At 70.8% G+C, this 18,074-nt stretch carries 17 protein-coding genes and 1 tRNA gene; 12 read left to right on the forward strand and 6 right to left on the reverse strand.

Going from position 1 to position 18,074, the window contains the following annotated elements; genetic code table 11:
- Positions 1-104: 104 nt before the first annotated feature.
- The gene (gene polA, locus RYN42_RS00195; RefSeq protein WP_399552348.1) at positions 105-2,861 is read right to left on the reverse strand and encodes a DNA polymerase I; all 2,757 of its coding nucleotides are present in this window, start codon (positions 2,859-2,861) and stop codon (positions 105-107) included.
- On the opposite strand from polA, the gene RYN42_RS00200 reads away from it, so the two are divergent.
- Positions 2,860-3,279 carry a hotdog fold thioesterase gene (locus tag RYN42_RS00200; RefSeq protein WP_315092703.1) on the forward strand — a complete coding sequence of 140 codons (420 nt, stop codon included), beginning with the start codon at positions 2,860-2,862 and terminating at the stop codon, positions 3,277-3,279. The two genes, polA and RYN42_RS00200, sit on opposite strands and share 2 nt — an antisense overlap.
- Here the strand turns inward: RYN42_RS00200 and RYN42_RS00205 are convergent.
- A complete protein-coding gene (locus RYN42_RS00205; protein WP_315092704.1) occupies positions 3,192-3,902 on the reverse strand; it encodes a GNAT family N-acetyltransferase in 711 nt (236 codons plus the stop codon). The two genes, RYN42_RS00200 and RYN42_RS00205, sit on opposite strands and share 88 nt — an antisense overlap.
- 343 nt (positions 3,903-4,245) lie before the next feature.
- Between RYN42_RS00205 and RYN42_RS00210 the strand changes: the two genes are divergently transcribed.
- The 4 genes from RYN42_RS00210 to RYN42_RS00225 are packed head-to-tail and all read left to right on the forward strand — an operon-like array spanning position 4,246 to position 8,295.
- Complete coding sequence (locus tag RYN42_RS00210; RefSeq protein ID WP_315092706.1) at positions 4,246-5,601, forward strand: branched-chain amino acid ABC transporter permease; 1,356 nt, start codon at positions 4,246-4,248, stop codon at positions 5,599-5,601.
- A 9-nt stretch (positions 5,602-5,610) separates the two neighbouring features.
- Positions 5,611-6,597: a branched-chain amino acid ABC transporter permease gene (locus RYN42_RS00215; RefSeq protein ID WP_315092708.1), complete on the forward strand. Its 987-nt coding sequence runs from the start codon at positions 5,611-5,613 to the stop codon at positions 6,595-6,597.
- Positions 6,587-7,513, forward strand: a complete 927-nt coding sequence (locus RYN42_RS00220) for an ABC transporter ATP-binding protein (RefSeq protein WP_315092710.1) — start codon at positions 6,587-6,589, stop codon at positions 7,511-7,513. The genes RYN42_RS00215 and RYN42_RS00220 overlap by 11 nt, the downstream gene beginning before the upstream one ends.
- The gene (locus tag RYN42_RS00225; RefSeq protein WP_315092712.1) at positions 7,510-8,295 is read left to right on the forward strand and encodes an ABC transporter ATP-binding protein; all 786 of its coding nucleotides are present in this window, start codon (positions 7,510-7,512) and stop codon (positions 8,293-8,295) included. The genes RYN42_RS00220 and RYN42_RS00225 overlap by 4 nt, the downstream gene beginning before the upstream one ends.
- A 163-nt stretch (positions 8,296-8,458) precedes the next feature.
- On the opposite strand, the gene RYN42_RS00230 is transcribed toward RYN42_RS00225, so the two are convergent.
- Positions 8,459-9,760 (reverse strand): ABC transporter substrate-binding protein, encoded by a 1,302-nt coding sequence (locus tag RYN42_RS00230; RefSeq protein WP_315092714.1) that lies wholly within the window; start codon positions 9,758-9,760, stop codon positions 8,459-8,461.
- Positions 9,761-9,945: 185 nt separating this feature from the next.
- The gene (locus RYN42_RS00235) at positions 9,946-10,578 is read right to left on the reverse strand and encodes a nucleotidyltransferase family protein (RefSeq protein ID WP_315092716.1); all 633 of its coding nucleotides are present in this window, start codon (positions 10,576-10,578) and stop codon (positions 9,946-9,948) included.
- Between the two features lie 59 nt (positions 10,579-10,637).
- Here RYN42_RS00235 and RYN42_RS00240 point away from each other — a divergent pair, with 59 nt between their 5' ends.
- A complete protein-coding gene (locus RYN42_RS00240) occupies positions 10,638-11,402 on the forward strand; it encodes an endonuclease/exonuclease/phosphatase family protein (RefSeq protein WP_315092718.1) in 765 nt (254 codons plus the stop codon).
- Positions 11,403-11,452: 50 nt separating this feature from the next.
- On the opposite strand, the gene RYN42_RS00245 is transcribed toward RYN42_RS00240, so the two are convergent.
- On the reverse strand, positions 11,453-12,139 hold the full coding sequence (locus RYN42_RS00245; protein WP_399552349.1) for an ANTAR domain-containing response regulator: 687 nt from the start codon (positions 12,137-12,139) through the stop codon (positions 11,453-11,455).
- 140 nt (positions 12,140-12,279) lie between these two features.
- On the opposite strand from RYN42_RS00245, the gene RYN42_RS00250 reads away from it, so the two are divergent.
- Positions 12,280-13,266, forward strand: a complete 987-nt coding sequence (locus RYN42_RS00250; RefSeq protein WP_315092721.1) for a hypothetical protein — start codon at positions 12,280-12,282, stop codon at positions 13,264-13,266.
- Positions 13,267-13,290: 24 nt separating this feature from the next.
- Positions 13,291-13,364, forward strand: a tRNA-Leu gene (locus RYN42_RS00255).
- 826 nt (positions 13,365-14,190) lie between these two features.
- Here RYN42_RS00255 and RYN42_RS00260 read toward each other — a convergent pair.
- The gene (locus RYN42_RS00260; protein ID WP_315092723.1) at positions 14,191-14,412 is read right to left on the reverse strand and encodes a helix-turn-helix domain-containing protein; all 222 of its coding nucleotides are present in this window, start codon (positions 14,410-14,412) and stop codon (positions 14,191-14,193) included.
- A 453-nt stretch (positions 14,413-14,865) separates the two neighbouring features.
- Here RYN42_RS00260 and RYN42_RS00265 point away from each other — a divergent pair, with 453 nt between their 5' ends.
- From RYN42_RS00265 to RYN42_RS00280, 4 genes are all read left to right on the forward strand, one after another.
- Positions 14,866-15,648 (forward strand): hypothetical protein, encoded by a 783-nt coding sequence (locus RYN42_RS00265; RefSeq protein WP_315092725.1) that lies wholly within the window; start codon positions 14,866-14,868, stop codon positions 15,646-15,648.
- 204 nt (positions 15,649-15,852) lie between these two features.
- Positions 15,853-16,440: a hypothetical protein gene (locus tag RYN42_RS00270; protein ID WP_315092727.1), complete on the forward strand. Its 588-nt coding sequence runs from the start codon at positions 15,853-15,855 to the stop codon at positions 16,438-16,440.
- Positions 16,434-17,342, forward strand: coding sequence for a hypothetical protein (locus tag RYN42_RS00275; protein ID WP_315092729.1), 909 nt, complete (start codon positions 16,434-16,436; stop codon positions 17,340-17,342). Before RYN42_RS00270 ends, RYN42_RS00275 begins: the two co-directional genes overlap by 7 nt.
- Positions 17,343-17,379: 37 nt before the next feature.
- Positions 17,380-18,060, forward strand: a complete 681-nt coding sequence (locus tag RYN42_RS00280; RefSeq protein WP_315092730.1) for an SAF domain-containing protein — start codon at positions 17,380-17,382, stop codon at positions 18,058-18,060.
- The last annotated feature ends 14 nt before the right edge of the window (positions 18,061-18,074 follow it).

An 18,074-nucleotide genomic window follows, 5' to 3' on the forward strand; every position in this document is an offset into this window, starting at 1 on the left:
CGCCACTGTGTGCCCGACACTGTGGCGTAGATCACCCCAAAATGCACCCGATACTTACGACGAACCTCCCGAAAGGCCAGGAATCCGCACGATCGAGGGACGTGTCAGTGGCCGGCGTCGTGCCAGGACCCGCCCGCACCGACCGTGACGTCGAGCGGCACGTCCAGCGGCCCGTCCGTGGCAGCGTCGCCCGCGGCGCCCATCTGCTCGCGCACCAGCGCCTCGACCTCGTCCCGCTCCCCCGGCGCGACCTCGAGCACGAGCTCGTCGTGCACCTGCAGGAGCATCCGTGAGCGCAGGCCCCGGCCGGCGAGCTCCCGGTCGACCCCCAGCATCGCCACCTTGATCAGGTCGGCCGCGCTGCCTTGGATCGGCGCGTTGAGGGCCATCCGCTCGGCGACCTCCCGGCGCTGGCGGTTGTCGCTGGTCAGGTCCGGCAGGTAGCGGCGCCGTCCCAGGATCGTTGCCGTGTAGCCGGTCTGCCGGGCGACGTCGACGACCCCCGTCAGGTAGTCCCGGACGCCGCCGAACCGGGAGAAGTAGTCCTGCATGAGCGCCGCGGCCTCGGACACCTCGATGGCCAGCTGCTGCGAGAGGCCGTACGAGGACAGCCCGTACGCCAGGCCGTAGCTCATCGCCTTGATCTTGGAGCGCATCGCCGGGGTGACCTCGTGGGTGGGCACGCCGAAGACGCGCGACCCGACGTAGCTGTGCAGGTCCTCCCCGGAGCGGAACGCCTCGATCAGCCCCTCGTCACCCGAGAGGTGCGCCATGATCCGCATCTCGATCTGGGAGTAGTCGGCGGTCAGCAGCGTCTCGTAGCCGTCGCCGACCACGAACGCGCGCCGGATCTGGCGGCCGGCCTCCGTGCGGATGGGGATGTTCTGCAAGTTCGGGTCCGCCGAGGACAGCCGTCCCGTGGCGGCGATCGTCTGCTGGAACGTGGTGTGGATCCGCCCGTCGGGAGCGATGGACCGCAGGAGCCCCTCGACCGTCTGCCGCAGCCGGATGGCGTCCCGGTGCGCGAGCAGCTGCTCGAGGAACGGGTGCTGCGTCCGCGCGAACAGGTCGGTGAGCGCCGCGGCGTCGGTGGTCCAGCCCGTCTTGATCTTCTTCGTCTTGGGCATGCCCAGCTGGTCGAAGAGCACCTCCTGGAGCTGCTTGGGCGACCCGAGGTTCACCTCGCGACCGATGACCGCGTACGCCTCCGCGGCGGCGTTCTGCACCTGGCCGTCGAACGCCTTCTCGAGGCCCGAGAGGTAGCCGGAGTCGATCGCGATGCCGGTGCGCTCCATGCGTGCCAGGACGTCCACCAGCGGTAGCTCGAGACCCTCCAGGAGTGAGGTCGCACCGCGGTCCGTCAGCTCCCCGCCGAGCACGTCCGCGAGGTCCCGGACCGCCGCGGCACGCACCGCGGCCCGCCGGCCCTCGTCGGAACCGTCCAGCTCGAGGTCCAGCGCTCCTTGCGCACCGTCCGTCGCCTCGGCACCCAGCTCGCGGTGCAGGTAGCCGATCGCCAGGTCCGTCAGGTCGTACGCACGGCGGTCGGGCTGGCACAGGTACGCGGCGAGCTCGGTGTCGAACACCACGCCCGCCAGCGGCAGGCCACGACCGGCGAGCGCGTGCCACGCCTCCTTGGCCGCGTGCACGATCTTCGGCGCCGACGCGTCCGCGAGCCACGCCGCCAGGGCGGTCTCGTCCGGAGGGTGGATCTCCTGGAGGTCGAAGGCGGCCGCCTGGCCCTCCGGGTCCGCCACGGCGATCCCCCAGGCGTCACCGCCGGCCGGGGCGCCCGATCCGCGCACGTCGACACCCAGCGCCCGCCCGGACCGCTCCGCGAGCCACGCGGCGAGCTCGCCCGAGCCCAGGACCGTGAGGTCGAGCTGGGCAGCGGCGACCGTGCCCGGGCCCTCCCCGGCCTCGTCGGGCAGCATCGCGAAGAGCCGGTCGCGGATGGCCCGGAACTCGAGCTCCTCGAGGATCGCGTGCAGCGCCGGGCGGTCCCACGGCCGCGCCGCCAGGTCCTCCGGCCCGAGCGGGAGCTCCAGGTCGGTGAGCAGGTGGTTGAGCTGGCGGTTGAGCCGGACCTGCTCGAGGTTCTCGCGCAGCGACTCCCCCGCCTTGCCGGCCACCTGGTCCGCGGCCGCGAGGATCCCGTCGAGCCCGTCGTACTGCGTGATCCACTTCGCCGCGGTCTTGGGACCGACGCCGGGGATGCCGGGGAGGTTGTCGCTGGTCTCCCCGACCAGCGCCGCCAGGTCGGGGTAGCGCCCCGGGGGCACGCCGTACTTCGCCTCGACGGCCGCGGGCGTCATCCGGGCCAGCTCCGAGACGCCCTTGACCGGGTAGAGCACCGTGACGTCGTCGTTGACCAGCTGCAGCGCGTCCCGGTCTCCCGTGCAGATGAGCACCTGCATGCCCTGCGCGCGCGCCTGGACCGACAGGGTGGCCAGGATGTCGTCCGCCTCGAACTGCGGCTTGGTCAGCGACGGGATGTGCATGGTCTCCAGGACCCGCTCGATCACCGCCACCTGCCCCTTGAACGGCGCGGGCGTCGCGTCGCGGTTGCCCTTGTACGCCTCGTACACCTCGGTGCGGAACGTGGTGCGCCCGGCGTCGAAGGCCACGGCGACGTGTGTCGGCTCCTCGTCGCGCAGCAGGTTCGCGATCATCGAGAAGAACCCGAAGACCGCGTTGGTCGGCTCTCCGGACGACGTCGCGAACTTGTCCACCGGGAGCGCGAAGAACGCCCGGTAGGCCATCGAGTGACCGTCGATCAGGAGGAGTCGGGCAGGCGTTCCGGGTGTGGCCGGCGGGACCGCTGGCAGTGCGTCGCTCACGGGTGCCAACCTATCTGTCATGTCCGACACCACCACGCCATCGCCAGCCCTGCTCTCCACGTTCACAGACACCCTCATCGACCGCATGGGCATCGTGGTGACGGAGGCCTCCGCGCAGCGCACCGTCGCCACCATGCCGGTGGCCGGGAACACCCAGCCGTACGGCCTGCTGCACGGCGGGGCCTCCGCTGTGCTCGCCGAGACGCTCGGCTCCATCGCCGCCATGGCGCACGCGGGCGAGGGGCGCGCCGCGGTCGGGATCGAGCTGAACGCGACCCACCACCGCTCGGCGCGGTCAGGCCTCGTCACGGGGACCGCGACCGCCCTGCACCTCGGCAGGACGCTGGCGACCTACCAGGTGGTGGTCGTGGACGAGGAGGGACGCCCCGTCTGCACCGCGCGGCTGACCTGCATGCTGATCGACGCCGCCCTCGGCTGATCGGCTCCGGACGCCCGGGCCGTCGGCACCGGCTCCTCCGCCTGCAGCTGGCGTGCCTCGCGCACCTGCCGGCGCCGGGCGATGAGGTCCTCCAGCCCGCGGGGACCGGACCGGCGGAGCGTGCCGCCTACACCGGCTCCGTGCTCGTGCGCGAGCCTGCGCTGCAGCCCGGACGTGGTGACGACGCGGTGCGACGCCGCCGGGGCGAAGCCGAGCCGGGCCAGGAACCGCTGCATGCCGCGGGACCCGGGCAGCGGCGAGGAGTAGAGCTCGGTGGCGCCGGACTCCTCAGCGACGGTCACGGCGCCGACCAGCAGTGCGTGGCCCAGTCCACGACGGCGGGCCGCCGGGACCACGTAGACGGCCTCGATGTCGAGGCTCACGACGTCGGTGAACGGTCCGGGTCCGACCAACCGGGCAAGCAGGAGCCCGGACGGCTCGTCGTCGAGCAGCGCCAGCAGCACGCGTCCACCCGGTACCGCGAGGAGCGCCCCGAGCTGGTCGCGCAGGCGGTCCGCGTCGTCGGTGCACAGCTGTGAGCCGACCGCCGACTCGCGGCGGGCCGCCAGGCAGAGCGCGACGAGGCTCTCCAGGTCGCCCGGAAGGGCTTCGCGGACTTGCACTCCGAGACGCACGGCAGCAGTACCTCCAGACGGGACGAGGGGGATCCGGTCGGGGTGGCGTCACCTCTGCCCGCGATGCCGCCGCCTCGATCATGACGCAGGGGCACCGAAATACCTAGTCCCCGTACGGGGACAGACCGTACCGGCGCCCGCGCAAAGCTGGACGTCCGACCACAAATCACCGACACGCACACATCCGCAGCACCCGCAGACTCGCCATGGCGAAATGAACAGGACACAATCCGTGCCTATCGTCCTGCCACACGGTAGGCGTCGCGCGTTCGACGACGGCGTCGGAACGTGCGAGAGCTCGACCCCCCTAGAACCTGGACGGAGACCCACCGTGCCGCTTGTCGCGACGACGGACAGGCCCCGCAGAACTCGACTGCTGATCGCCTTCGGCATGCTCGCAGCGGCGCTCCTCGGGGTGATCGGCCTGCAGGCCGGTCCCGCGTTCGCCGCCGCCGCGACCCCCTGCGTCGCGGACGCCGAGACGGGCTGCATCGGTGGCACCCTGCAGAACACCGCCGGACCGGTCGAGGGCGTGACCATCACGGTGTCGGACGAGGACGAGGACTTCGAGGAGGAGACGACGACCGCGGCCAACGGCACCTGGTCCGTGGCCATCCCCGGCCGGGCCCGGTACACGGTGGAGCTCGACGAGTCGACCCTGCCGAGCACGGCGGCCCTCGCGGAGTCGGCGGAGAACCCCACCGAGCAGCTGGCGGTGGTCGGTGCGTCGTCGACCGTGGACTTCAACCTCGTCCTCGACACCACGCCGAGCACCGGCGGCAGCTCGTCCGCCACCGGCACGGTCACCCCCACCCGGCTGCTCCAGCAGTTCGCGCTCGGCATCCGGTACGGGCTGATCCTGGCGCTGGCCGCTGTCGGGCTGTCCCTGATCTACGGCACCACGGGGCTGTCCAGCTTCTCGCACGGCGAGCAGGTCACCCTCGGCGCCCTGCTGACCTTCGTGTTCTCGATCCAGCTGCACTGGCCGATCGTCCTGTCGGTCCTCGCCGCGGTGGTCATCAGCGCCGCGAGCGGCTGGCTGCAGGACGTGGTCATCTGGAGACCCCTGCGCCGGCGACGAGTCGGCCTCGTCCAGCTCATGATCGTCACGATCGGGTTGTCCCTGGCCCTGCAGTACCTGTTCCAGTTCCGCTTCGGCGGGAGCACGCTGCAGGTCCTCCCGTCCATCGCGAAGGCGTGGAGCGTCGGTCCGATCCGGCTGTCGATCCCCTCGTACATCGCGATGGGCTGCGCTGCCGTCGTCCTGGTCGGCGTCGCGCTCTTCCTGCAGCGCACCCGCACCGGCCGGGCCACCCGCGCGATCTCGGACAACCCGGCGCTCGCCGCGGCCTCCGGGATCGACGTCGACAAGATCATCCGGCTGGTGTGGATCCTCGCGACCGGCCTCGCCGGTCTCGGCGGCGCGCTCCTGGCGCTGGCCTTCAACGGGGCCTCGTGGGACCTCGGGCTGCAGATGCTGCTGCTCATGTTCGCCGCGGTGACGCTCGGCGGTCTGGGTACGGCCTACGGCGCCCTCATCGGGTCGCTCATCATCGGCGTCGTCGTCGAGATGTCCACGCTCTGGCTGCCGTCGAGCCTCAAGTTCGCCGTCGCCCTGCTGATCCTGATCCTCGTCCTGCTCATCAGACCTCAAGGCATCCTCGGCCGCGCCGAGCGGGTCGGCTAGGAGACTCCCATGAACTGGTCGGACCTGCTGTCCCTCACCGCGGGCGAGCTGATCGCCCCCACCACCGCCGCCTACGCGCTCGCCGCGATCGGCCTCAACATCCACTTCGGCTTCACCGGCCTGCTGAACATGGGTCAGGCGGGCTTCATGCTCGTCGGCGCGTACGGGTTCGCCGCGACGGCCCAGGCCGAGCAGGGCTTCGCCCTGTCCGCGCTGGTCGGCGTCGGTTGCGCGGTGGTCTTCGCCCTGATCCTCGGCATACCCACGCTGAAGCTGCGCGGCGACTACCTCGCGATCGTGACGATCTCCGCGGCCGAGATCGTGCGCCTCACCGGTCGGTCGTCCGTGTTCTCCGACCTCACCAACGGCGCCGCCGGCATCCCCGCCAGCCGGTTCAACCAGGACTTCCTGGCCCTGTCCGTGCTGCCGGACGGCCGGACGGCCCTCGGCCCGTTCAACTACTCCAACAACGTCGGCGACGGCTGGTGGACGCGCATCGTCGCGTGGGTCGTCGTGCTGCTCGCCGTGCTGCTGGTGTGGCGCCTCATGTCCAGCCCGTGGGGGCGCGTGCTCAAGGGCATCCGTGAGGATGAGGACGCGGTCCGGTCGCTCGGCAAGGGCGTCTACGGCTACAAGATGCAGGCGCTGGTGCTCGGCGGCGCGATGGCCGGGTTCGCCGGGATCCTGTTCGTCATGCCGGCCAGCGTCCAGCCCGACGCCATGGGCCGCTCGATGACCTTCTTCATCTGGACCATCCTGCTGCTCGGTGGCGCCGCCACCCTGTGGGGACCGGTGATCGGCTCGATGATCTTCTTCGTCGCGCTGATGCTCATCAAGACGGTCATGCGCGACCTGCTGCCGCCGTCCGTCATGAAGCCCGAGCAGCTCGAGCCCCTCGCGGGCATCCTGGTGGGCATCACGCTGATGCTCCTGGTGATCTACCGCCCGCAGGGCATCTTCGGTGACAAGAAGGAGCTGATGCTCGATGTCCGCTGAGCTGTCCTCCCCCGCCCCGATCGCGCGGACCGCGGCGGAGGCGCTGGCGGGCGTCGCGCCTGAGCCCGGCGTCGCCAAGCCCGACCCGATCATCGTCGCCGACGACGTCGTGCGCCGGTTCGGCGGCATGACCGCCGTCGACGTGCGTCACCTGGAGGTCCAGCGCGGCGCCATCACCGCGCTGATCGGCCCCAACGGTGCCGGCAAGACCACGCTGTTCAACCTGCTCACCGGGTTCGACAAGCCGAACTCCGGCACGTGGGAGTTCAACGGCAAGCGCCTGAACGGGGTCCCCGCCGGACGCGTCGCCCGCGCCGGCATGGTGCGCACGTTCCAGCTGACCAAGGCGCTCTCCCGCCTCACCGTCCTGCAGAACATGCAGCTCGGTGCCACGAAGCAGCCGGGCGAGGGGTTCTTCACGTCCCTGGTCAAGCCGCTGTGGATCGCGCGTGAGCGGGAGATCACCGCGCAGGCCGAGGTGCTGCTGGCGCGATTCAAGCTCGACACCAAGCGCGAGGACTTCGCCGGGTCGCTCTCCGGCGGCCAGCGCAAGCTGCTCGAGATGGCCCGTGCCCTCATGGCCACCCCGGAGCTGGTCATGCTCGACGAGCCCATGGCCGGGGTGAACCCCGCGCTCACCCAGTCGCTGCTCGGGCACATCCAGACGGTGCGCGACGAGGGCACCACGGTGCTGTTCGTGGAGCACGACATGCAGATGGTCCGGCGGATCGCCGACTGGGTGGTCGTCATGGCCGAGGGCAAGATCGTCGCCGAGGGGCCCCCGGCCGCCGTCATGGCCAACCCCGCAGTCGTCGACGCCTACCTGGGCGCCCACCACGAGACCGACCTCGGTGACGAGAGCGTCATGGCCGAAGGTGTGCTCGAACAGCTCGAGGCCGAGGAGGCCACGGAATGACCGTCACCGATCCCGCCCCCGCACCTGCACCCGTGGACCGCGGAGAGCCCCTGCTGCGCGCCGACGAGCTGGTCGCCGGGTACATCCCCGGCGTCAACATCCTCAACGGCTGCAACCTCGACCTCTACCCCGGCGAGCTGGTCGGCATCATCGGTCCCAACGGTGCCGGCAAGTCGACCCTGCTCAAGGCGATCTTCGGCCTCGTGCACGTGCGCTCGGGCTCGGTGACGCTCGGCGGAGAGGACATCACCAACCTCAAGGCGAACACGCTCGTCGCCCGCGGCGTCGGGTGCGTGCCGCAGAACAACAACGTCTTCCCGTCGCTGTCCGTGGAGGAGAACCTCCAGATGGGCGGCTTCCTCAAGCCCGGGAAGTTCGCGGAGCGGCTCGACTTCATCGTCGACCTCTTCCCCAACCTCAAGGACCGCCGGGGCCAGCGTGCCGGCTCCCTGTCCGGTGGCGAGCGCCAGATGGTGGCCATGGGCCGCGCGCTCATGATGGACCCGAAGGTGCTGCTGCTGGACGAGCCGTCCGCGGGCCTGTCCCCCGTGCGTCAGGACGAGACGTTCATCCGGACCCGCAAGATCAACCGGGCGGGTGTGTCGATCATCATCGTCGAGCAGAACGCCCGGCGCGCCCTGCAGATCTGCGACCGGGGCTACGTCCTCGACCAGGGGCGCAACGCCTACACCGCGACCGGGCGCGAGCTCATGCACGACCCGAAGGTGGTCGAGCTGTACCTCGGCACGCTGGCGGCCGACGAGATCGCCACGGACGACTGAGAGCACGCAGAGAGGCCCGGCCGGAGAACGTCCCGGCCGGGCCTCTCTCGTTGCTCGTGGCGGCTCTCGTGCCGCCCTGGCGACGGTACCGTCCTGGCGACGACGAAGGCCCGGCGGGGGATTACTCCCCCACCGGGCCCGCGTCATGCGCGGCTGACGGGTGTCAGCTGCCCTTGACCTCGCCGAACTCCGCCTTCTGCCACACGGGCACGTTCTCGGCGTCGTACTTGTAGATGCCGACGTACGCCGACGACGGGTCGTTGTTCTCGTTGAACGGACCGACACCGGAGACGGCCTGGTAGGCGATCTCCTCACCGGCCTCGAGCAGCTCGACGCACTCGGCGAAGGTCGCGCACTCCTCGCCGTCCGTCGTGCCGGACACCGCCGCCATGTTCTCCTGCACGGTGGGGCCGTCGTTCGAGCCGCCCTTGACCGCCGCGAGGGCCGCCAGGATGGTCGCGTCGTAGGACTCGGGACCGTAGTTGAAGTCCTTCAGGTCCGGGTTGACCTCGAGCAGGCGGGCCTTGAACTCGTCGGTCGGGTTGGCGCCCGGGTTGGTGCCCTGTGCGCCCTCCATGGTGCCCGGGTCGAAGAAGAACTTCGCCGAGTCGGCCGGGTCCTGCTTGAAGCTCGCCACGTTGCCGTCGACGAGGTAGACCTTCGACATGTCGTAGCCGGCCTGGACCAGCTGCGGGACGATGACGCGGACCTCGTCGAACGTGATGATCACGATCGCGTCGGGGTTCGAGGCGACGACCTCGCCCACCTCGGTGGAGTAGTCCGACAGCTCCGGCGGGAAGTCCTGGCCCGCACCCTCGGCGCCGTACGTGACCGAGACTCCCGCGGGCTCCAGGTTCTGCTGGACGAAGCCGCGCAGACCCGTGCCGTACGGGTCGTCGAAGACGAGGATTCCGACCGACTTGCGGCCGTCGGCGATGATCTGGGTGGCGAGCGCCTGGCCCTGGACCTCGTCCGGCGGAGCCGTCCGGAAGTAGTACGGGCTGATGCCGGACAGGTCCGCCGCCGTGTTGGCGGGCGAGATCTGCACGATCTCCGCGTCGGTGATGGGGCCGACGACGCCGAGCGACAGGCCGGAGGACGCGGCGCCGATGATGACGTGCACGCCCTCCTCGATGAGCGCCTTGGCGGACGGGGTGCCGATCGTCGCGAGGTCCGACGTGGGGCCGGAGTCCTTGTGCGAGACGGTCACCGGGACACCGTTGACGCCGCCGGCGTCGTTGATGTCCTTGACGGCCAGGTCGACGCCGGCGATCTCGGGCGGGCCGAGGTAGGCGAGGTTGCCCGTGACGGGGAGCAGGGAGCCGATCTTGAGCGGGCCCGAAGCGGTGGGCGCTGCGGAGCTCTCGCCGTCGGCCGGCTCGTCGGCGCCGCTGCACGCGGTCAGGGCGAGGGCGACAGCGCCGGCCAAGGCGGCGGCGCGGACTACGTGGGTCGAACGAATCATGCCTGGTACCCCTCTGTGAGTACTGCGATCCGCGGGAACCCGGTAGGGATCCAGCAGGTGTGGCGCGAAGGTACTCATTGTTTGTGTCCGAGATGTGAATGGGGACGTCTCACGGCGGGTTGTTGCCGAGTTGTGACCAACCAGTAACACCGGCATCTGGACGCCCGACCGGCTGCCCGTGCTGCTCAGGACGCCGGTGCAGCCGCTCCGGGAGCTACCTCGGAGGGGGCCCCTCCGGTGCCGGCGTCGGTGATCCCGAGCTCGTCGGCGAGGAAGAGGAAGGCGCGGCCGTACGGGTGACCGGCGACGTCCGCCCGCACCCGCGGCCAGTCGATCTGCTCCCGCAGCGCCCGCACGATGGCGAGCAGCCGCCCGAAGTCGCACGCGTGCTCGCCCAGCACGCGCATCTTCGCCGAGACGATGTCGGTGGCCTGGAGCACCGGCATCCGCACCGCGAGGACCTCCAGCTCGTCGCTGCGCTCCAGCAGCTCGCGGGTGACCGGCTCACCGACCATCCGGAACAGGACGTCGACGAGCTGCCCGTGGTGGAACGCCTTGAACAACCAGTTCTCGGCGGGCTGCTCCACGTCCATGCCGGAGGCCGCGATCGCCTCCTTGGCGCGGTCGACGTCCTCCGGGGTCACCGCGAAGTCGGCGTCGTGGCTCGGCTCCGGCGCACCGCGCGCCCAGGCGGCGTACCCGCCGACGAGGGCGAACGGGATCTTCGCGTCCGTCAGCGCCACCGCGACGAGCCGCAGCCCGTCCTGGAGGGCGGTGCGGTCGTCGGGTGGGTCGACGAGGGCCCCTTGCTGGCTCATGCAACGACTGTCTACACGCCGACGGGCGGGCTCGCAGGTCGGCCGGGAGAATCACCAGGGTGCGCCTGGCAACCTTCAACATCCTGCATGGTCGGTCGCTCGCCGACGGCGAGGTCCACGTGGGACGGTTCGCCGACGCCGTCCGCGACCTGGACGTCGACGTCCTCGCGCTCCAGGAGGTGGACCGCGACCAGCCGCGGTCCCACGGGGCGGACCTCACGGTCGTCGCCGCCGAGGCGATGGGCGCTCCGGAGCACCGCTTCGTCGCCACCCTGCACGGTGAGCCGGGGCTGTGGACCGCCGCGACGGGCGACCGCCAGCCCGCGCTCGCGAGCTACGGGATCGCCCTGCTCAGCCGTCACCCGGTCCTCAGCTGGCACGTCTACCAGCTGCCTGTCCTGCGCCGCCGGGCACCGGTGCGCTGGCCGGACGCGCGCTGGCCGACCCTCGTCCGCGACGAGCCCCGTGCGGCGCTCGTGGCCGTCGTCCAGCACCCCGCCGGGGCGCTCACCGTCGTCGCCACGCACCTGACCTACATCCCCGGCTGGAACCGCCGGCAGCTGCGCCGGCTCGTCACCATGGTGCAGCCGCACCCGCGCCCGCTCGTCCTGCTCGGCGACCTCAACATCGAGGCCGACGAGGCGGTCCGCTCCTCCGGCCTCCGGTCGCTGGCGACCGCCGCGACGTTCCCCGTGAGCGAGCCGGACCGCCAGCTCGACCACATCCTGGCGGACGGCCGCGTCGAGCCCGCCGGCCCGGCCCGCTCGGTCGACACCGGGTTGTCGGACCACCGCGCGCTCGTGGTCGACGTGTCCCTGCGCTGAGGACGACGAAGGCCGGCCGGATCGCTCCGGCCGGCCTGGTCAGCACCGCGTCAGGACGACGCGCCACCCACCTGCTCGATGACCGCGTCGGCCACCTCGCGCATGGTGAGCCGGCGGTCCATCGACGTCTTCTGGATCCAGCGGAACGACTCCGGCTCCGTCAGACCCATCTTGGTCATCAGCAGCCCCTTGGCGCGGTCCACGCGCTTGCGCGTCTCGAACCGCTCGGCCAGGTCGGCGACCTCGGACTCCAGCGCGCTGATCTGCGCGTACCGGGAGATCGCGATCTCGACGGCCGGGAGCAGGTCCGCCGGGCTGAACGGCTTGATCACGTACGCCATCGCGCCGGCGTCGCGCGCCCGCTCCACGAGCTCCTTCTGCGAGAAGGCGGTCAGCAGCACGACCGGCGCCAGGTGGGCCTTGCCGATGCGCTCGGCCGCCGAGATGCCGTCGAGGACGGGCATCTTCACGTCCATGACGACGACGTCGGGCCGCAGGTCCGTGACCAGCTGCACGGCCTGCTCGCCGTCACCGGCCTCGCCGACCACGTCGAAGCCCGCGTCGCGGAGCGTCTCAACGACGTCCATGCGGATGAGCGCCTCGTCCTCGGCCACGACCGCACGCCGCGCAGGACGCGCCGTGGCGGGAGGGGTCGGCTCGCCCGAGGGAGCAGGCGCGCTCAGGTCGAAGGCGGCGGGGGCCGCCTCGGTGGGTTCGGGGGTCGCGTCGGTGCTCACCTGCACAGAGTAGTGGGCGCCGCCGCCCGCTTCGCAGCAGATACGCCTGTGAGGCGGCCCACGCGCGTGCTCGCCGGTGACTCCCGCCCGTCCGCGTCGTAGCCTCGGAGGCGAACGGACACGTCCGAGGAGGCCCGACGATGCGCAGCCACCGATCCGTCCGCACGGCCCTCGCCGCCCTGCTCCTGCTCGGCGTGGCCATTCCCGCTGCGGGTGCGCACGAGAGACCGACCAGCTACCTGCTTGACCCGGCTGGCCCCGCGGCCGACGACATCTTCCCGGAGGGCATCGCCGTCGGCTGGGACGCCTACTACGTCGGCAGCACGACGGACGGCACCGTCTACCGCGGTGACCTGCGCTCCCCCACCGCGACGCCCTTCCTGCTCGGCGGGACCGACGGCCGCACGTCCGCCGTCGGCATGAAGGTCGACCGTCGCACCCTGTTCGTCGCCGGCGGCGCCACCGGCCGCGTGTTCGCGTACGACGTGCGCACCCGGGAGCTCACCGGGTCGTGGACGGTCGCCCCGACCGGCGAGCCGACGTTCCTCAACGACATCGCCATCAGCCCGCGCGGTGACGTCTACGTCACCGACTCGCTGCGCCCGGTCCTCTACCGGATCGCCGCGCAGGACCGCCGCACGACCACCGTGGAGATGCTGCCGACGTTCCTCGACTTCACCCGCACCCCGCTGCAGTACCGCCCTGGGTTCAACGTGAACGGCATCGCCGTCTCGGCCGACGCCCGGTACGCGGTCGTCGCCCAGTCGAACACCGCGACCCTCTTCCGGATCGGGCTCGCCGACGGCTCGGTCCGGCCGATCGACCTCGCCGGCGGCACCGTCGCCGGCGACGGGCTGGTCCTGACCGGCCGCACGCTCTACGCCGTCGAGCGGCAGGGCGACGTCGGGTACGTGGTCACGATCGCCCTCGACCGCCGCCTGACCTCGGGCACGGTGGTGTACCGGACCACCGACCCCGGGTTCGACGACCCGACGACGGCCGCACTCGTGGGCCGGTCGCTGCTCGTGGTGAACAGCCAGTTCGGGGAGCGTGCCGCTGGCGAGCAGCCGGGGCCGTTCACCGTGAGCCGGGTCCGCGCGCCCGACGCCGGGCACCACCCGCGGTGAGCTGGGCGGCTATCCTGCTGCCCGGCCCCGATAGCCCAACCGGCAGAGGCGTTCGGCTCAAACCCGATCCAGTGTGGGTTCGAATCCCACTCGGGGCACCTGTCTCACCTGCTAGAACGCGATGGCGTGTCATATACGTGTCATAAGGGATCGCCAGCTGGTTCGCGTCCATGACGGCACGCGGATTCGATACAGCGCTCCAGAGGACCCCTCGAGACGCCGATGGGGCGAGCATGCCAAGTGAGTGGCGGCACTCCGAACGCTCGATCGAGAGCCTCCTCGGCATGCCCGACTCGACCCCACGAGGTGGTAGTCGAGGACAAGTACGAACCGTGCGCCGGCGGCAGCGAGTCGCCGGCGCAAGACGGCGCGACCATGAGCCGCCGAAGCGGCCCACTCCCTCGAAGGGCGGCCGGTCGGATCGCTGGGCCTACAACGCGCTCGCAGAATCGCGGTCGGCTTCCTACTGCTTAAGTTCGCAGCCGCGAACAGCTGAGGGACGGTCGCTTCGCTCGACCCGTGCCGAATGTCGTCGACTACTGGGACTTCGTCCCGGTGGACGACGGGGGCACGAGCCAGCTCACGGAGCGGGCGACGTCGCCCGCCCTGAGCCACTCGTATCGCTCTGAGCGGGAGTCGGACGGATCGTCGCGCCAGGCCACCATGACGTGTGCGTCTGTCCATCGCACGGCTCGCGCCGGTCGCCACTCCTCGGCTCCGTCAGCCCAGGCCACGCGGGCGATGACGGCGATGTTGCCCTGCGGTTTGGTGGGCACGCGCGCAGGCATCTCCCGGTTTGCCACCTCTCGCCGTCCCGTCACGATCCCATCGTATCGAACGGTTGTTCGATTGCGGTGCGCGAGATGCGCGGCGCGAGTCGCAGGACTCTGGTGTACTCACGCTGCCGCGCGTAACCGCGCAGCTTCACGGCTTGAGACTGTTCGGGCGGTGAACCGGGACGGGGCGCAGGATCGCCTCCAGGTCGTCGCGCCGGATCCTGACGAGTCGGCTGCCGATCTTGACGGCGTGCAGCTCACCGTCAGCGATCAGCCGGCGAACGAACCTCTGCGTGACCCTCAGCTCCGCGGCGACGTCGGCCACCGAGATGAACTCGGTCGGCTGCACGTCGATGGGCGATGTCGTCATGGTTGCTCCTCGTGGTGACGCTGCCGTGCACCGACAGCACCTGGTCATACCTGACAGGCACGACGATGCGCCCCCGCAATAGACCGATCGATCACGTTGCGGCGACGACGGCCCCAGTACTTGCGTGATCGTCGAGCGGCCGGCATGCGCTCCTCAACGGTGCGTGCGGGAGCTGATCGAGGGTTCACCCGTCGTGACCGCGCTGGTCACGTGCGTGTGATCGTTCCGGCCTCGCCCTGTGAGGCATCCCCGCATCGATAGACGGATCGATCACATCGACGCGGGGCCGCGCGTGTGATCGGTCGGTCTATCGCGTCTCGCGAGCCTGTGGTGCGTTCATCGACGACACCGGAGGCGAGCATGACCACGACACCGGATTCCAGAGCCGGCGACGAACTCGGGCGCGACGTATCGATCGTCCGAGATCGTGCATCGCTGCTCGCCTTGCTGTCCGTGATCGACATCGAGGGCTGGGACGGACCGACCGGTACCGCGCTGCTGCACTACGTGCGTGAGCGGATCGTTCGCCCGCTGGCGATCAGCGTCGGCTTGCGCGGTGCGGCGGCGTCCCAGGCCGAGGCGACCGCGTGGCAGGCGCTGTGGGTGGAGCTCACCAAGCCCGCGCTGCGCACCGCGACCTCTCCGTGGGGGATCCTCGGGCAGGTCGCCCGGCGGCAGCTGCTCGGCGAGATCGTCGCCGCACGGTTCGCGACCAACGACCGGCGGGCGTGGAAGCTCGAGCTCGCGTCGCGCGACGGCGCCGCCGGACCGGCGGTGAGCCTCGACCTGCTCCTCGAGGCCGGTTGGGAGCCGACGACCGAGGATCCTGACCCGTCCGAGCTGATCCCGGTCGCGGGGCTGGCGGATGCGGCGAGACGGGCGCTGATGCTCGTGGGGTGGAACGAAGAGATGGCGACGAAGATCCTGGCTGCGGTGCTCGACAGCTCGACACGAGTGGACGAGCGCACGCGGTTCCCGGGGTGGCGGGCTATGGCAAGCACCCTGGGTGTTCCGGCGTGGCAGGCTCGTCGGCTCACCATCGCATTGCGCGGGACCAGCGATTGGCCGGGCGTGCTGGCGCGGATCGTCGCCGAAGGATCGTCGGTGGTCGAGTCGTCCGTCGTGCGCGCGGCGCTGATGGCGACGCGCCGGCACTCCGACCGCTCCCCTGTCCTCGCCGCCCGTCGCGCAGAGGAAGCGGCGACCGAGGCGTGTCCACAGCGCCGTGCCGGCTGAGCCTCATCCACAGATTCCCGGGTCACGCCTCGCGCGTTGCGCATCGTGTGGCACACCTATGCGCATGGGGAGGTCTTCAGTCATGCACCGTCTGACGGTTCCGACTAGTGCGGTTCACCCCTTTGGGTATGGAATGGGCGCTCCGACGCAGTCGTCGAGCGGTGCGCGCACGAGCGGGTGCCGTCAGGGGGCGGGTGTTTGCCGATGAGATATCGACAGATCACCAAGGGGACCGCGACCGCCGCAGGGTTGCTCGTCGTCGCGGTCCTCCTCGGCGCGTGCACGCAACCCGAACCCACACCCAGTCCAACCCCTTCCGTTTCAACGGCTACCCCGACATCGACAGTCAGCCCAACCTCGTCGGTCGACCCGACCATTGCCGCCGCCGAAGCAGCCATCCTCGAGGCGTACCAGGGCTATTGGAGCGCCAAGGTTGCCGCATGGGCCGACCCGACAAAGGACCCCGGACCCGAGCTCTTGACCTACGCAGTCGACACCGCTCTCACCGACGTCCAGGCGTCCGTACTCCAATTCAGACAGGACGGAATCGCGGTCACCGGACGACCGGTTCTCGCTCCGCGAGTCTCCAATGTGGTCCCCGGTGAAGCAGGAACCGCCGCGATCGTGGACTGCGTTGATGCCTCAACGTGGACACCGATCTTCACCGCGACCGGAGAATCCGCGCTCGCACCCGGCTACAGCGCCCGGGTGCTCACCAACTCCACCGCGTACTTCTATGACGGCCGCTGGACCATTCGCACCTCGGTCGTCGACCGGGACAAGCCGTGCTGACCGCGGTGCTTACGGTCCTCGCGGCGGGCACCCTCGTCGGGGGGCTTGCAACCGCAGCCGTCGCAGCGGGCGGGGTTCGGTGTGACCCCGGAAAGCAGTTCTGCGTCATCGAAGTTGAGCAACCCGGAAACCCCGGCCAGCCGAGCCAGCCCGGCGACAGCGGCACGGGAACGCGCGCCTGCGTCGTGTCATCGACCGGAGCTAGCGTCCCGTGCTCCCATGACCAGTTCGGCTGGTTCAACGACGGCGATGACTGCTACTGGAAGAAGCTCGAGCATCAACCGCCCGGAACCGATGTCATCTGGGGAGGCCACTTTCCCGAGGGCGCGGTCTACTCCGTCGCGTGCGCGGCGACCCATCCGGACGGCGTCGACGGCTGGGAGTGGGCCCCTACTGATCCGCCGGGATATGGCGGAACGACCATGACGCCCGCCCAACTGGCGCAGCAGGCCTTGGCACAGTTGGCGCTGACCGGCCCAGCGATCCGGATGACGATCGAGGGCGACGAGCACGGATTGGTCGGCCTGCCCGTGTGGTTGTGGACCGAGGTCGGTCCGACGACGTGGGGGCCGAACTCGGCGACCGCAGCCGTGCCGGGTCTGTCGGTGACCGCTACCGCGCAGGCGCGGCTGATCGAGTGGGATATGGGCGACGGGCGTACCGAGACGTGCAAGAACCCGGGCACGCCGTACTACACGGGTGGTGTCACGTCGCCGACGTGCCAGCACATCTATGAGCAGTCGTCCGCCGGGCAGCCGAACGAGGCGTTCCCAGTTACCGCGACGACGACGTGGGACGTGACGTGGACCGGTGGGGGTGCCTCGGGTGCCCTGACGGTGACGCGGCAGTCCGCGGCGAGCGTGCGCATCGGCGAGATGCAGGTGCTCATCACCCAGGAGTAGTGACCGGCGGCATGCCCGCCTGCAGGGGGAGGTTGCCATGACGGCAACGAGTGAGAAGTCCACGCTGAACGGCGCGCCCGCACGCGCTGAGCTGCGCGCCCCGCGCGTGGTGGCGACGCATGGTCGGCGTCGACCGTTGTTCGTTGTGGCGGGGATCGTCATGGTGGTCATCGGTGCGCTGGCCGCGGTGTGGCTGGTCTCCAGCTCGGGGCACCGCGTGGACGTGGTGGTCATGGCCGCGGACGTGCCCTACGGCGCACCGATCACCGCTGACGATCTGGCGACGACGGCGGTGGCGGTCGACCCGGCCGTCGAGACGGTCCCGGCCGGCGACGCGCGCGAGGTGGTGGGCCAGGTCGCCGCGGCCTTCCTGGCGAAGGGCACGCTGCTCGCCCGGACCGACGTGACCTCGGCGGGCGTCGTCGGGCCGGGCCAGGTCCTGGTGCCGCTGCCGCTGCCTGTCGAACGGGTGCCGGCCGGCGGTCTGACCGCGGGCGAGGCCTTGCTGGTCGTGGATGCACCACCGCATGCGGCCGACCCCGTGGACGGGACGCCGAAGTCGATCGCTGCCACTGTGGCGCGGGTCGGCGCACCGGACATCAACGGCCTGGTGGTCGCGGACGTGGTGGCGGCGGTCGAGGACGGTCCGGCGCTGGCGACGCGGGCTGCGACTGGACGGTTCGCGCTGGTGGTCCTGCCGGCGCAGGGGTCGAAGTGAGCGTCGTGGTGGTG

Source organism: uncultured Cellulomonas sp. (assembly GCF_963527515.1).
Classification (GTDB): Bacteria; Actinomycetota; Actinomycetes; order Actinomycetales; family Cellulomonadaceae; genus Cellulomonas.